The organism is Bacteroides sp. 11BF (genome assembly GCF_019633765.1).
In the GTDB taxonomy this organism is placed as follows: domain Bacteria; phylum Bacteroidota; class Bacteroidia; order Bacteroidales; family Bacteroidaceae; genus Bacteroides; species Bacteroides hominis.
This window is the reverse complement of the sequence record NZ_JAFKPJ010000001.1, coordinates 208,312-223,114: the sequence shown is the minus strand read 5'-3', so window position 1 is coordinate 223,114 and position 14,803 is coordinate 208,312. Positions and strand designations below refer to the sequence as shown.

Genomic DNA, 14,803 nt, shown 5'->3' with positions numbered 1-14,803 from the left:
TAAACAATCACTTAATATTTGGGCAGAGTGTCCGATAATGAACACTCTGCCCACAAATGAACTCTCTTTCTTATCAAAAATGAACGTTTATTCCTCGTGTAATGCTTCTGAATTATTGCACTTGCCGTCCGTCAAAGAACCGAATGGTGCGTGAAGTCTGTTTGGCCTGCTCCTCGTTATGGGTTACCATCACAATGGTACGTCCGTCTTCTTTATTTAACCGATGAAGCAACTCCATTACCTCAGCCCCCATCTTGGAATCCAGGTTACCGGTAGGCTCATCAGCAAGGATAATCTCCGGATTACCGATAATGGCACGGGCAATGGCCACACGCTGGCACTGACCACCGGAAAGCTGTGTGGGAAAATGCCGCATACGGTGAGTCAAACCGACTTTCTCAAGCACCTCCTGAGCCAGTTTCCGACGTTCGGAAGAGCCTATACGACGATATAATAAGGGAAGCTCTACATTGTCCAATACATTAAGAGAATTGATCAGATGGAATGACTGGAACACAAAACCAAGCGTTTTATTACGGAAGGCAGCCAGTTCTTTATCCTTCATCCCTTCCGTGTGCGTGCCGTTTATTTCGATTGTTCCGGTTGTAGGCGCATCCAGCAACCCCATAATATTCAATAGAGTCGATTTGCCACAACCGGAAGGTCCCATTATGCTAAGAAATTCACCGCGATCCACTTTCAGGTTCACATTCTCGAGAGCTACTGTCTCAATCTCGTTTGTACGATAGATTTTTGAGAGGGAAGTTAATGTAATCATAACTTTAATTTATTTAGATGATTCGTTTTGTTCCATTTTGGCTTATATGAACAAGACATGTCAAATGGTATGCCAAAAGAATAACATCCTCATAAATTGCACATTAAACTAACAGAAGGATGTCCGATAATGAACATACTGCCCGTTAACGAACTGCCTGATTTACTTATCCTCCGGAACAATCTCATTTAAGCAAGCCAATGCATTGAGTGTACGCGGATAACCAATGTAGGGCAACAATTGAGTAATGACAGTCAGCAACACAGATTTATCATTGCCAACATTTATATTGCCTTGAATATGACCTTTGACCTGCGCCTCGCAGCCCCCAAGTGACACAAGGATGGCAAAAGTTAACATTTCACGCGTTTTTACATCCAGAACCGGACGCGTTTGATAATCACCGAAACAGTTGGCGGAAAGATATTCCTGAAAATGCAATTGTCCTTGGGGTGCGGTTTCATACATTTTGTCTATTCGTTCGCCAAAAATGGATTTCTGCAAAGCAAGTCCCTTCTCCATACGGTTTTCGGAAGTTATCACCGCCTGTGGCTCCAAAGGCAACTTCACTCCTTTTGACGACAAGAATCCATTGGCTATAGAAATCAATTCCGCAACCTTTGCCATACCCACATAAGGAACGGCATGATAAAGCACTTCTTTTATTTCAAGCGGGGTAACTCCGTTGACAAAAGCGGCCTGGAGTGTTTTTTGATACTCTCCCGCAGTGCTCATGGCAATGGTGGAAGCCATTGTAACCAAAATCCGCATACGAGTATCCAAATCACCATATTGCTGTGTTTCGCCAAAAGCAAAATTAGTGAATATTTCCTCCAGTTCGGGATCGGTCTGTGCAAGATTGTTTCCGAGATTGATAAACCTCGTCGTGCCATTGCGGGAAACACTCGTTGCAGCTATCCCTTGGGGGGAAGTTGCCTCAGCGTATGCCTGGTCATCTACAGGTTCCAACCAAGTATTTTGGTTGGTTTCAGGATTACATTCGATGGCCAGATGAGAAAACCAACTGTCAGGGGCAGCTCCATGCCAATGCACTACATCCGGAGCTATCTCCACTACATCTCCGGGCAGTAACAGACGGGCATTTTTCCCTTTTTCCTGATAATACCCTCTTCCTCCGACAGCTATCAGGATTTGTCCGCCCGTATGGCTGTGCCAATTGTTACGGCATCCGGGTTCGAAAGTCACATTGCTGACAGGGCAATTCAATTCATCATTCTGCGTCAAGCGTGCCAGATAGGACTGCCCTATAAAAAACTTCGCATATTGCACGTTTGCATCTCCTATGGGAAACACACTCGGATTTTGGAGAACTTCTTCTTTTTTCATATTCTGTGCATTTAAAGAATTTGTGGTATAGCACAGCAACGTTATCATTGCCGATGCCCATATAAAATGTTTCATTTTCATAAGATTATAAATTATATGATGCAAATTTAGGCACCTTTCCGTTCTCATCGTATACCCGGATTACGGATGTAATTACCTCAATTACGGATATTCTTACCCCTATTCCGGTTTTATTCCTCCAACCCATACTACATATGATGAAAATCCCTACATTTGTCACAGATAAATAACAATATGCCCTATGGAAGAAGTAATTAAGCTCAATTCGGTAGACCAGTATAACCAGATGTACGGTCTCGAAACATTGCACCCTTTGGTGACAGTAGTCGACTTGTCGAAAGCCACGTTGTTCCCCACACACTTCACCCTCAACTACGGACTGTACGCTTTGTTTCTGAAACAAACAAAGTGCGGCGATCTACGCTACGGACGGCAGATGTATGACTATCAGGAAGGCACAGTAACAAGTTTTGCCCCCGGACAAGTAGTAGAGGTAAAGGTGACTGACGGGATACGTCCGAAGTCACACGGTATATTATTTCATCCCGACCTGATACGCGGCACATCTCTGGGACAGGAAATCAAACAGTATTCATTCTTTTCATACGCTTCAAATGAAGCCCTTCATCTTTCGGACGAAGAGAAAAAGATCTTTCAGGATTGCCTGGATAAAGTCCAATTGGAATTATCACGTCCGATAGACAAGCACAGCAAACGCCTGATTTCAAGAAATATCGAATTATTATTGGACTATTGCATGCGTTTCTATGAACGGCAGTTCGTCACACGTTCAAAAGTGAACAAGGACGTACTGGTGAAGTTCGAAGAACTATTGGATCTCTACTTCCAAAGTGAGCAGTCGCAAACCGAAGGATTACCCACAGTGAAATATTTTGCAGATAAGGTAAACTTGTCTTCCAACTATTTCGGCGACCTGGTTAAAAAGGAAACGGGTAAGACTGCTCAGGAATACATCCAGGGTAAAATAATAAATGTAGCCAAAGAAAAGATATTGGCTTCAGAAAAAACAGTCAGTGAGATTGCATATGAACTGGGATTCCAATACCCACAACATTTCACACGCATATTTAAAAAGAATGTTGGCTGTACCCCGACAGAATACAGGATAATTCAAGTATGATGGCCTCTTCCGGTAAAGAAACATTAGATATCAAAACGGTGCATCAATGCAACCGCTGCCTGGGATGCAAGACGCTGCATCCACAGGCAAGCATTATCCGTCTGGACCATACGAATGTGGAACAGCACAGCATTAAATTCGATTTTTACACAATACTGTTGATGGAGAACGACATAGAGGACTGCTGTTGTTGCGGACGCAAAGCTTATGACTATTCCAATGCGACAATGGTTTTCCTCCCTCCGGAACAAACCTTCGACATGCACAAAAACAGAGTACTCCCACAGCAGGGATGGTTACTGGCTTTCCATCCCGATCTGCTTTATGGTACCACACTTGAAAAAAACATTCAAGAATATACTTTCTTTTTCTACCGGAAAGAAGAGGCTTTACATCTGTCCCAACGCGAAAAGGATAAGATTATAGAATGCCTACGGGAAATGGACGAGGAATTACATCACCCGATAGACCGCCATAGCCAAACACTGATTTCACGATACATCGAACTATTGTTGGATTATTGTACCCGGTTCTACGAACGGCAGTTTATCACCAGGGAGAACAAGAATAAAGTGCTGCTCGACAAAACGGACCGTTTATTGGATGATTATATTTATTCCGGTAAGCTAAAGTGGGAAGGTCCGCCTACCTCCGCATATTGTGCTGAAAATTTAAAGCTCTCCGTTGCCTATTTTGAAGATTTACTCACGTTTGAAACCGGTAAAACCTTACTGGAGTTCTTCCAGTTAAAAAGAATGGAAACCGCAAAGAGAATGCTACTTGATAAAGAGAATACAATCAAAGCAATAGCCGGTCAACTGGGATTTTCTAACACGCAGTTATTCTGCCTGTTTTTCAAGAAAATTACGGGAGTAACGCCCAACGAATACAGATATTCGCAGAACTGATATTTAAAAAAGTTATATACCGTCCAAAGTTTTTTGAAAATCATGGAGATGTGTCAAAACTCACCACAGAGAACACAGAGGAACACAGAGGAAAATTTAAGTCACTGGTGATCAATATAAATAATCTGTGTTACTTCATGTCTCCTCTGTGGTAGAGGTATTTGTCGACCAATCCGGTTACTCGTCCCGCAAAGCATCCGCAGGATTCATCCGTGCTGCTTTTGAAACCGGAATATAAGTTGCCACAAACGAAACAGCCAGAATCAGAACATACGAAATAACCGATACAATAAGAAAGTGCAACACCGGACGATTCTGTATATAATCCGGGATCGGATTATCCGGCGGGAAAGCAAAGCCATTCAGATATACTATTTGAAGTTGTACCAATGCTCCTACTACAAATGCGATAGTCACCATCCACCAGGCTTCAAAAAGAAACTGCCGGATCAACCGGTGACGGTTAGACCCCATTGCCATATAGAGCCCTATTTCCTCCCGGCGGGCATTGCAACGCAGCCAAAAGGTACCCCCCATCCCCAAAAAGACACACAACAGAAAAAATAAAGCGAGAATGGTCTGCAACCGGATAGTCCCCGTAGTTCCCATATAATACTCAAAATTTTTACTTTCCGTCCTGAAATCCGTAAGCGATGCCAGATAATAGTTCCCGACCTGCATTCGGGGACGCATTTCACGTTTAAATGTCTCAGTGAAAACAGGTGAAGCGAGTCCATCACGCACCCGGAAACAAATCCGCACTCTGCCCGGAAGATGTTTCAATTCAGAAGTAGTCTTGAATATCAGAGGACTGGGTTGGTTATTACTTCTTATCTGTACGGGGTCGATTATAGCGGTCAACGGAAACTTACGGGTCGTATCTCCCCAATGCACCCATTTATTTTGCGGATATTTCTCGCCGAACAACTTCTCTGCGAGATCAGGAGTCAGGTAGATCCCCTGTTCTCCTTCCGCAAGTACCGGAGGAATTTGCCCTGTCCGTGCATCGTGTATACGAAAAACTCCAAAATAGTCGGTTCCGGAAAGGAAGGTCATCTGCTGTGAATATGCAAGGATCGTATCATTGAAAACCTGTCCTCCGTTCCAGCCCCCGCTTTGCGGATAAGAATTAAAAAGGCTGACAGTCACATTAGAAACACCCGGATAGCGACGTACCTGATCTACGATGCGCATAAAGTCAATACGTTTCAGCGAATCGGAAGCCATCTCCGGTTTATATTTGGTATGGTTAGTTGAATATTCACCTATACTGAGCAGGTAAGTATCGGTAAGATCATAATGATCGGGCAATGCCTTATCGGATAATAATACGTACACAGGGTCGACTACTCCCCATAAAAAATAAGTCACAACCACCAGTTCTCCCAGAATCCATCCATTGGCAGCACGCTGGTTCCACAACTGGCGGAGTATCATCATCAGGTTCATATCTTTTATCTTTTTTCGTTAAGCGAATATACAATATCTTTCTTCAAAGCATGCAAAGCCGGAATCAGAGCTGACAATACATTCAGCACCAAGCTGACCATGAAGGTAATACCTATCACCACCGGATTCAGCAACATACCGGGAGTCAAGAAGCTATCGACTCCCTCAGGCATCACATCTGCCGAGAAAGACAACAGATCCGGAAGCCAGTTCCGGCCACAATAGACAATCAGATACGAAAGTAACAAACCGAACAGACCTCCGATGCCAGTAAGAAACAGATTTTCCAAAAATATCTGCAACAGAAGCGAAGTTTTGGAAGCACCGAAAGCCTTGCGTATGCCCAATTCGGAAAGCTGGCGCTTCATACGTGAAGCAATCATTCCTGCCAGATTCAGTGCCGGAACAAATAGTAAAGCTAACAGGATAGTGCCATACACTCGTAACAGCTCTCCCCAGTCGGGTGCCGAAGAAGAATATTCATAAAAAATACTTTTCCAGTAAGATACCGGTTGCCCATGTAAATCGGCACTGTATTTTTTCTGAGAATAATTATATTTGCGGAACACGTCACGTACCTCTGAAATTACCTTATCTTTAGCATCGACAGAAGGAGCCAACATATAGACATTCAGATCACCTACCAACTCATAGCCACCCTTATTATCCTTTATAATATCGGCATCAACCGTCAGTGGTAACCAAATATCCGCATACGTAGCAGGGGTAATGAAGGAAACATCTTTTACAACTCCACATACTCTATATTCATCGGAATCAAGAACAAAAGTACGACCTACCGGTGGAGTCTCTCCAAAAAGCTGGCGAGCCATTGTACGCGAAATGACAGCTTTTCGTAATCCGGAATCAAAATCGGCCTGACTAAACGGCCTACCGTCTACAAAGGCAAATTGAAACACCTTCCAGAACCCGGCATCTACCAGCTTCACCTGCACCTCTTTCAAATCTCCGTCACCCGGCAGTTCAAGTAATGATGTACTGCGCCCATCCATAGATGCCCCTACAGCCTCGGTACTCTTCAGCGGATAATAAAAACGCTTCACTGCCTGAAAGGATACGTGCGAACTAAACCAATTCTCCTGGTTTTTCTGCTCTACAACAGTCATTCCTTTACTGACCAGGATACGGTTCCGGTTCTCTTCGGGATAGACCGGAGCCATCTTGATGTAACAGATGATCACCAGGCTCATGGTCATGGCAATCCCCAGTCCTGTACCGAGTATGTACACACTGCTGAATAAAGGATTTTGTTTCAGGAGTTGCCAGGCCTGTTTGAAGTATAATACCATCATAGCAATTTATTTTATTTATTGGTTATTCGTCCCGCAAAGCATCCACCGGATTGATGCGGCTGAGTTTGTGTGCCGGCATCCAGATTCCGATAGAAACAACAATCAACAGCAAAAGGTATACAATCAGGGAAACAGCCGCAAAATGCAGACCGAAATGGTTAATCCAATAAACAGGCATTGCCTCTTCCGAACCGGTACAGGTAGTATAGAGACCATCCTTCAACGCATATTGCAAATAGAGCAAGCAGCCTATCAACGTCCCCAATGTGGTCAGCACCCAACCTTCGTATAAAAGCAGGCGGGTGATATGTGAAGGATTACCGCCGAAAGAAAGCATGATGCCTACCTCTTCACGGCGCGAACGGGTCTGCATCCAGAAAGTTCCGGCCACTCCCAAACAAAGGTTCACTAAAAAGAATATACCTAAAGCCAGGTTCAGGCGATACTGGTTAGTGATACCTTCAGAAAACTCATGTTGATCCTGAATGCTGCTGAAGGGCCGTACAGACTTCACATAATAGTTGCCTACTGTCAGTCCTTTATCCATCCACTCACGGAAGTGATGCAGAAAAGCCTTCTCCGACAGATTGTCGTCTATACGAAAAGCGATTAACGAAAGATAATAGTACATATAATCAGGAAACTCTTCAAACACGCATAACTCTATGGGCATGGGTTGCATATAACTCCGGTAACGAAGAGGAGCGATCACTCCTCCCACCCGATAGTCTTCATCATCTCCATTTTCCCCCAAACGACGTCCGTAAAGCGGTTTTCCATCCTTCAGCCGATACGCTACGTCCGCAGTCAATACCGATTCGGTCCAACGGAAGTCACGGTTATCCAATTGTTCGGCCGTCATACCTTCGGCTCCCTCCATCCCCATGGTCCGGAAATAATCGGTGTGGGGCACGAAAGTAAGACGGAGAGTGCGGACCGGAATAGTATCGAACATCGTATTACCGTTACTCGTGGAATTCGATGAAGGATATTGGCCATTCAAGATGAAAGTAGTATACTTTACTCCTTCATAATGTTTCAGCTTGTCGAGCAACCGCTCAAAATTGGCTTTACGTGCCAATGTATCATTCTCTTCGGCATGAAATTGCTCCGATTCGGCAGGGAACGATGCCAACTGAAGCAAGAAAAGATGATCGGGACGATAGCCCTCCGGCAGATTCCGATCGTGTGTCAACACTACCAACGGATCGACAATCACCCACGTGACGATCGATACCAATATCAATTCGGCCAACAGCCATCCGTTTTTCCGGCGACGGGCCCAGAGGTTCTTTATTATAAGTCGTATCATGATTTATTTCTTAGTGTTAAGTGAGTCAATAATATCGTTGTGCAACGAGCGCCATGTGGGCCACCAGGCAGAGAGCAGGTTCAGTATCAAACAAAAAGCAAACGTTACGCAAAACATTAAAGGACTGAACAGCATTTGCGGATTGATAGCCACATCGACTCCGTCGGACACAACTGTCGGATATTTGTCGAACAGGCTAAATACCCAATTACGCCCTAACACAAGCAGCCCCCATGAAACAATAAGTCCCATCAGCCCGCCGATGCAAGTAAGAAGCAGATTTTCCCATAACACTTGATTCAATAATTGTTTCCGGTTGGCTCCGAACGCTTTTCGTATCCCCATTTCCGCCAGACGATCGTCCATGCGACTGGATATCATGCCACTCAAATTAATAGCAGGCACTAACAACAAAGCCAAAAGAGCTCCTCCATACAGTTTAATGACCGACATCCAATCAATCTCGTTCGTATTGCCCTCTCTGAACCAAGTCTGCCAATACGGATCCGGTTGATGAAAAATATCAACTGTATATTCTTTCTGGGAAATATTGTATTTATGCACCATTTCATTGACCTCCGCATACAGTTTCGGCATATCTTCTTTCTGGCGAACCTTAAAATAAACGATATAGGTACCGACTTTATGACTGCCATCATTGTTACTGTCATATCCTGGCAAGCAAGAATAGGGCATATAGATTTGCCCGTAAGATGCCGGCAACAGATAACTGCCCTCACGTACCACTCCGACGACTTTAGACTCTTTGAAATCCAGTTTAAACGTTTGCCCAACCACATCGGTCCTGCCAAAAATGCGGCGGGCCATCCGGTCAGAAAGTACTACATTACGGATCCCACTGGCTAAATCCGCCTCCGAAAAAGGCCTCCCGCCCAAAAATTCAAACTCAAATAACCGAAAAAAATTAGGATCGGTATACTTTACCAAAGCCGGTATCTGCTCACCTCCCCCGGCCGGTTGTATATAAGCCCCCTCCCGGTTCAGAAAGTGTTCGTTTACAGCGGTAACCAGCTCCGCTGATTTCAGTGGGTAGAACCACTCTTTCAGCATTTCATAAGAACAGAGATATGAATTTCCGCCTCCTTTCACATGCATGGCACTCACCCCTTTCATCCGCATCGTCACCGAACGGTTCACTTCCGGATAAATAGGAGCTATTTTAATATAATACACAATGGCAATAATCATCGTCATGGCAATGGCAAGCCCCGTACCCAGTACATACAGACTGCTGAACAACTTGTTCTGACGGATCAACATCCACGATTGTTTTAAATAAAGTTTTATCATAGTATGTAATTTTAATAGTTATTCATCACGCAAAGCATCTACCGGATTGATGCGGCTAATCTTCCGGGCAGGTATCCAAATGCCGACTGAAACGACAATCAGCAACAAGATGTACACCATCAGGGAAGTTGCCAGAAAGTGCCAACCGAAATGATTGATCCAATAAGCAGGCGAAGCCACTTCGGGTGACCATGATCCCCAATTTGTGGAGTATAGTCCTTCTTTCAAGGCATATTGCAAATAAACAAGGCATCCCAACAGCGTTCCGATTGTTGTCAGTACCCATCCTTCACCCAGCAGCATGCGAACAATGTTTTGCGGCCGGGCTCCGAATGAAAGCATAATGCCGACTTCCTCCCGCCGTGTACGGGTTTGCAGCCAGAACGTTCCGGCCACCCCCAGACAGAGATTGATCAGAAAGAACAAGCCCAAAGTTATATTTTTACGGTATGTATCGGTAGTACCGGCACTGAACTCCGACTGTTTACGCAAATCGGTATACGACTGCACCGAATTCACATATATATTTCCGGCTTTCAACTCCTTCCCCGTCCAAGGGATGAAGTGATGCAAAAACACCTCTTCGGAAAGACGATCCCCGATTCGGAAAACAATCTGGGGCAAATCCGAATAATACCGTTCGGGCATAACCGACAGGGGATTCAGACGAACCGGCTGAGGTTGCATATAGCTTCGATAGCGAAAAGGTTTTATCACACCCGCCACCCGATATTCGGCAGTGCTGTCGTTGTTCCATGTCGTCCGCCCGGTGAGAGGACTCTCCGGATGCAAAAAGAACTCCGACGTATTGGCTGTCAGCACATATTCATCTTTATCAAAGATACGTTCGTCCAGCTCTTCGGCCGTCATCCCCTCAGCACCTTCAAATCCCATGGTCCGGAAAAAGTCCGAACGGTTCAGGAAAGAGATTTGCCATGCCGGCATATAGGTAGAATCTCCCTTAAACGTCTGGGGAGAAGTGGTACTGCTACCGGAATAAGGCATTATACGATTGAAAAAGAACGTAGCAGACTCCACACCTTCATAATTCTTCACCTGTTGAAAAATGCGGCCCAGGTTTTCCCTGCGGGACAGGCTGTCGTCTTCTTCGGGACGAAACTTCCCGGATTTCTCCGGCAAAGTGGCCAGTTCAAGAACAAACAAATGATCGGAACGAAAGCCCTCAGGTAACGTACGGTCATGGGTAAGCACGACCAAAGGGTCCGCTATTTTCCAAGAGACAATACAAACCAATACAATCTCGGCCAATAGCCATAGGTTGCGACTGCGGCGCGCCCACAAGTTTTTCAGTATTAATTGATTCATGGCTATTTATATCTTTTCGTTGATGGAATATATGATGTTTTTACGCAGTGAATACCATGCCGGACAAAAAGCCGAAAGCAGGTTGAGCAATACACACGTACCGAACGCAAGGACAAACACAAGCGGACTGAACAACATATCCGGACTTAGATTAACCTCCACTCCTTCGGGGATGGGTACCGGCCACGAATTGAACAAACCGAAAATCCAATTACGCCCCAACACCAGACCTCCCCATGACAACAGCAGACCGATAAGACCGCCTACACAGGTGAGCGCCAGATTCTCCCAAAGCACCTGTCCTAACAATACCGAACGATTGGCTCCGAAGGCTTTGCGTATCCCCATCTCAGAAAGACGTTGTTCCATCCGGCTGGAAATCATCCCGCCCAGGTTGATGGCCGGAACAAACAGGAAAGCAAGCAACAGCCAACCATGTATTTTGAATACGTTCGCCCAGTCAATCTCCGAATACCCCATTTGTTTAAGAGGATACTGCCAATAAGGAAGAGGCTGATTGTTCAAGTCTATTTCCAGATCGGGCTGAGAGTGGTTGAATTTATGAACCAACTCCTGTATTTCAGCACGTAGCTTCGGGGCATCATCCGCCCCAGGCAGTTTGATAAACACCTGATAAGGACCTACCATATTGGCCATTTTATCCCCCCGATCATAACCGGTTATACAAGTATAGGGCATATACACGTCGGCATAAGAGTCGCTGAGCATATAACTGCCGCTACGCACCACACCCACTACCCGATAGTCTTCAAAATTCAGCGAGAACGTACGTCCCACCGCTTCTGTGTCACCCAATATCCGGCGGGCACCACTCTCCGAGAGCACTACATTGTGGATTCCGCTTTCAAAATCGGCCTGTGAGAAAGCCTGTCCGCCCAGGAATTCAAACGGGAACACCCGGAAGAATGCAGGATCGGTCTGTTTCACCATTACGGGAATTACATTCCCACCGTCTTCGGGCTGTACATAATTTCCCAATAACATACGTCCCAAAACGGCCGTCACTTCTTCCGCGTTTTTCAACGGATAGATCCATTCTTTCAGCATATGATAAGAACAGGAGGACTTGGTCATAGAATGTTGCTCGGTGTTTTTTACGGCTACCGACGTCAATACCATCGTCTGAGACCGGTTCGTTTCGGGATAGATAGGAGCGATCTTTACATAATACACAATGACAATAATCATTGTCATGGCAATGGCCAGCCCTGTGCCCAGCACATAGAGACTGCTGAACAGTTTATTCTGGCGGATCAACGCCCACGATTGTTTGAAATAGAGTTTTATCATGTCTGTTCGGTACTAAATTTATTATTCATAATGCAGCGCTTCCGCCGGCTGCAACTTCATGGCCCGACGGGCAGGCAACCACGTGCCCAACGCAATGATCAGCCCCATCAGCAACAATACCCCACCAAAACCGACAGCAAAACGCCACCAGGAGAAAGGAAGATTGTACAAATCGGGAATTTCCATGTGTATCATATTGAACATAACAAACAGCACCAGCGGAGTTACGGTGGTCAGCAATAACCACCCCTCGGCAGTGAAGAACCATCCTACCCGCCTACGTGTACTGCCCAGTGCCATCCGCAGACCGGTTTCACTACGCCGTTGCTCGATGCGTAGCCAAAAAGTTCCCGTAATGCCGAAAAGCACGTTCAGCAAGATGAAAACGGACAACAGAAGGTTAATACTGATTTTCCGCCATTCATACCGCAATCGTTCACTGCGTTGTTGCTTCATATCCTTCATGCTGGCAACGTAGAGATTATTCTCCGTCAACTGGCTCTTCATCCGGTTTAGGAAAGTCCCCATCTGTTCCGGAGTCAGATCTTCTTTCATCCGCACGGTTATCTCCATATTAGCTACCCCGGAAGCATTCACCTGACGTTCCAGTTCTTTCGGTCTCATAGTAAAGAAAAGTTCGGGCTCCGGCTTCACAAACTCGGTCATACGAACCGGGACGGTCACTGCCGCAATGCGTATCTCCCGCATACTACTGCCGGGATAACATACTTTCTGTCCTACTGCCGACTCCTCACCGAAGAAATCTTTTTCCAGATCCGGAGTAATAAAATATTCCAACTGTTTTTTGTTCAATAATTCACTCAGAAGCTGCCCCTCACGGCTCCGGATACGAAATACATCATAAAATTCGGGAGAAACGGTATATTGGTGATAGGATTGCTCTTTGAACTTACCGCTATCGGCCGTACAAGGCATGATCTGTGTCCATGAATTACCTCCGGAATAGGGTGAGGAATAGAAAGCAACACAAGCATTATCCACTTCCGGGGCACGACGCAGGCGTTCAAGGATCCGGGCCAATGCTTCGCCTTCGGTAGGAGCCTGAGTAGTGTCGCTGACATACTCGGCGGCATCTTCGGGATAAACATCAAACGAAAGCCGCCAGCAATTCGTGATATCATAGCCCAACGGACGGGAATAGGAATAGAACTGTACCACAAACATATCTACCAGATACCACAGCGCAACGAATACGACCAGAAGTTCCATCCATATCCAACCGTTAGAGCGGCGTTGGTTCCATATTATCTTAAATATTTGCTTTATCATAACGGGTCTTTGTTTTTAAAATTATTCCATATCATGCAACGCCTCTGTAATAGGCATCCGTGAGGCCCGCCAAGCGGGGATCGCGGCACTCAGCAAATTCAGTAACAGCGTGAAAAAGAAAGCCGCAACAAAAGTGAAGGGCTGTATCAGCATATCGTGCGTCAGAGCAATAGTTCCCGAAAAGAAAAATGACTTGCAAAGAGATAACAGGGCGTATGACAACACCAATCCGATCAGCCCACCTATGCAGGAGATCAACAGGTTCTCGGTCATCACTTGCTCTACCAACGAAAACGAACGAGCACCGAACGCTTTACGAACCCCAATCTCACTGCGACGTTTGCGAAACTGTGTCAGCGTTATACCTATTATATTCAAGGCAGGCAGGAGCAAAAGGAAAAGAACCGTCGCACCGGTAGTTTTGAACCATTCGCCCACTGTACCCCGGTCGAAACCATTTGTACCCAGCACAGCCTGCCACTGGGTATAGGGAGAATACATATAGTCAAGTTTTGTGTTGGTAAGCGAAGCATTGAAAGCCGCCTGCAACTTCAGCATCTCTCTGCGGATCGGTTCGAAGTCGGATGAAGAACGTGCCAGGATGCAGGAGGTAAACTCCCCCGTAGTTCCTTCGCAATAGTTAACATTTTCCTTTAATAAGGAGGAGTTGACCGTATAGGGCACCCATACATCTCCATAGGCGTTTTCGGCAGCTTGACTCACCTCTTTCACCACACCGCATATCTGATAATCGGCATAATTCATGCGTAAAGTCTGCCCTGTTGCTTCAACCGTACCAAATAACTTACGTGCCAGTTTATCAGAAATAACCGCTTGCCGTATACCCGATTCCCAATCGGCATGTGTAAAGGGGACACCGGAAAGAAAGGTGAAATCGAATACTTTCCAGAAGCCGTCATCGGTAAACTTAATCGTATATTTATCATAAAACTGCTGTCCGCGTATATTGACCGGAAGTTGTCTGTCGGTAAAAGCAGTCACTGCCTCGGGCGTCTGCAAAGGATAAAGACATTCGCGTACTACCTTGTGACTCATACCCCCATTATTGATGGGATTCCCGTCACTCCCGCATGCTTGCAGACTGTTGACAAAAAGGATGCGGTATCGGTTAGACTCCGGCGCATACGCAGAGAAATTTACTTGATAGACGAGGTAAATAAGCATCACTGCTGCCACCGACAAAGCAGTACCCGCTACAGAGATTCCATTTACGAAACGGTTCTCTTTCAGCAAATTATAAGATTGTTTGAGATAAATTGTTATCATAGTTTCACA

Annotated in this window: 12 protein-coding genes; 2 read left to right on the top strand and 10 right to left on the bottom strand. The window is 45.5% G+C overall.

The features are described 5' to 3' along the window. Positions 1–112: 112 nt before the first annotated feature. Positions 113–778, bottom strand: a complete 666-nt coding sequence (locus JZY04_RS00960; RefSeq protein ID WP_005819156.1) for an ABC transporter ATP-binding protein — start codon at positions 776–778, stop codon at positions 113–115. Between the two features lie 162 nt (positions 779–940). Beyond that, complete coding sequence (locus tag JZY04_RS00955) at positions 941–2,206, bottom strand: carboxymuconolactone decarboxylase family protein (protein WP_005819154.1); 1,266 nt, start codon at positions 2,204–2,206, stop codon at positions 941–943. A 181-nt stretch (positions 2,207–2,387) separates the two neighbouring features. Between JZY04_RS00955 and JZY04_RS00950 the strand changes: the two genes are divergently transcribed. Together JZY04_RS00950 and JZY04_RS00945 are read left to right on the top strand one after the other, a co-directional pair. Then, a complete protein-coding gene (locus JZY04_RS00950; RefSeq protein ID WP_005809437.1) occupies positions 2,388–3,287 on the top strand; it encodes an AraC family transcriptional regulator in 900 nt (299 codons plus the stop codon). After that, complete coding sequence (locus JZY04_RS00945) at positions 3,284–4,195, top strand: AraC family transcriptional regulator (RefSeq protein WP_122130560.1); 912 nt, start codon at positions 3,284–3,286, stop codon at positions 4,193–4,195. Before JZY04_RS00950 ends, JZY04_RS00945 begins: the two co-directional genes overlap by 4 nt. Positions 4,196–4,372: 177 nt before the next feature. Here JZY04_RS00945 and JZY04_RS00940 read toward each other — a convergent pair whose 3' ends face one another. From JZY04_RS00940 to JZY04_RS00905, 8 genes are read right to left on the bottom strand one after another with little or no spacing between them, the layout of a single operon-like run. Beyond that, the gene (locus JZY04_RS00940; protein WP_181996366.1) at positions 4,373–5,644 is read right to left on the bottom strand and encodes an ABC transporter permease; all 1,272 of its coding nucleotides are present in this window, start codon (positions 5,642–5,644) and stop codon (positions 4,373–4,375) included. Positions 5,645–5,649: 5 nt separating this feature from the next. Then, entirely contained in the window at positions 5,650–6,957 is a 1,308-nt protein-coding gene (locus JZY04_RS00935; protein WP_122142446.1) for an ABC transporter permease, read from the bottom strand. 22 nt (positions 6,958–6,979) lie between these two features. Continuing rightward, positions 6,980–8,269: an ABC transporter permease gene (locus tag JZY04_RS00930; RefSeq protein WP_122142447.1), complete on the bottom strand. Its 1,290-nt coding sequence runs from the start codon at positions 8,267–8,269 to the stop codon at positions 6,980–6,982. 3 nt (positions 8,270–8,272) lie between these two features. Continuing rightward, positions 8,273–9,580 (bottom strand): ABC transporter permease, encoded by a 1,308-nt coding sequence (locus JZY04_RS00925; RefSeq protein ID WP_122142448.1) that lies wholly within the window; start codon positions 9,578–9,580, stop codon positions 8,273–8,275. A gap of 18 nt (positions 9,581–9,598) precedes the next feature. Continuing rightward, on the bottom strand, positions 9,599–10,906 hold the full coding sequence (locus JZY04_RS00920) for an ABC transporter permease (RefSeq protein ID WP_122142449.1): 1,308 nt from the start codon (positions 10,904–10,906) through the stop codon (positions 9,599–9,601). A gap of 6 nt (positions 10,907–10,912) precedes the next feature. Continuing rightward, entirely contained in the window at positions 10,913–12,217 is a 1,305-nt protein-coding gene (locus JZY04_RS00915; RefSeq protein ID WP_122142450.1) for an ABC transporter permease, read from the bottom strand. A gap of 21 nt (positions 12,218–12,238) precedes the next feature. Then, complete coding sequence (locus tag JZY04_RS00910) at positions 12,239–13,507, bottom strand: ABC transporter permease (RefSeq protein ID WP_122142451.1); 1,269 nt, start codon at positions 13,505–13,507, stop codon at positions 12,239–12,241. Positions 13,508–13,528: 21 nt separating this feature from the next. Next, a complete protein-coding gene (locus tag JZY04_RS00905) occupies positions 13,529–14,794 on the bottom strand; it encodes an ABC transporter permease (RefSeq protein WP_122142452.1) in 1,266 nt (421 codons plus the stop codon). Positions 14,795–14,803 lie beyond the last annotated feature (9 nt).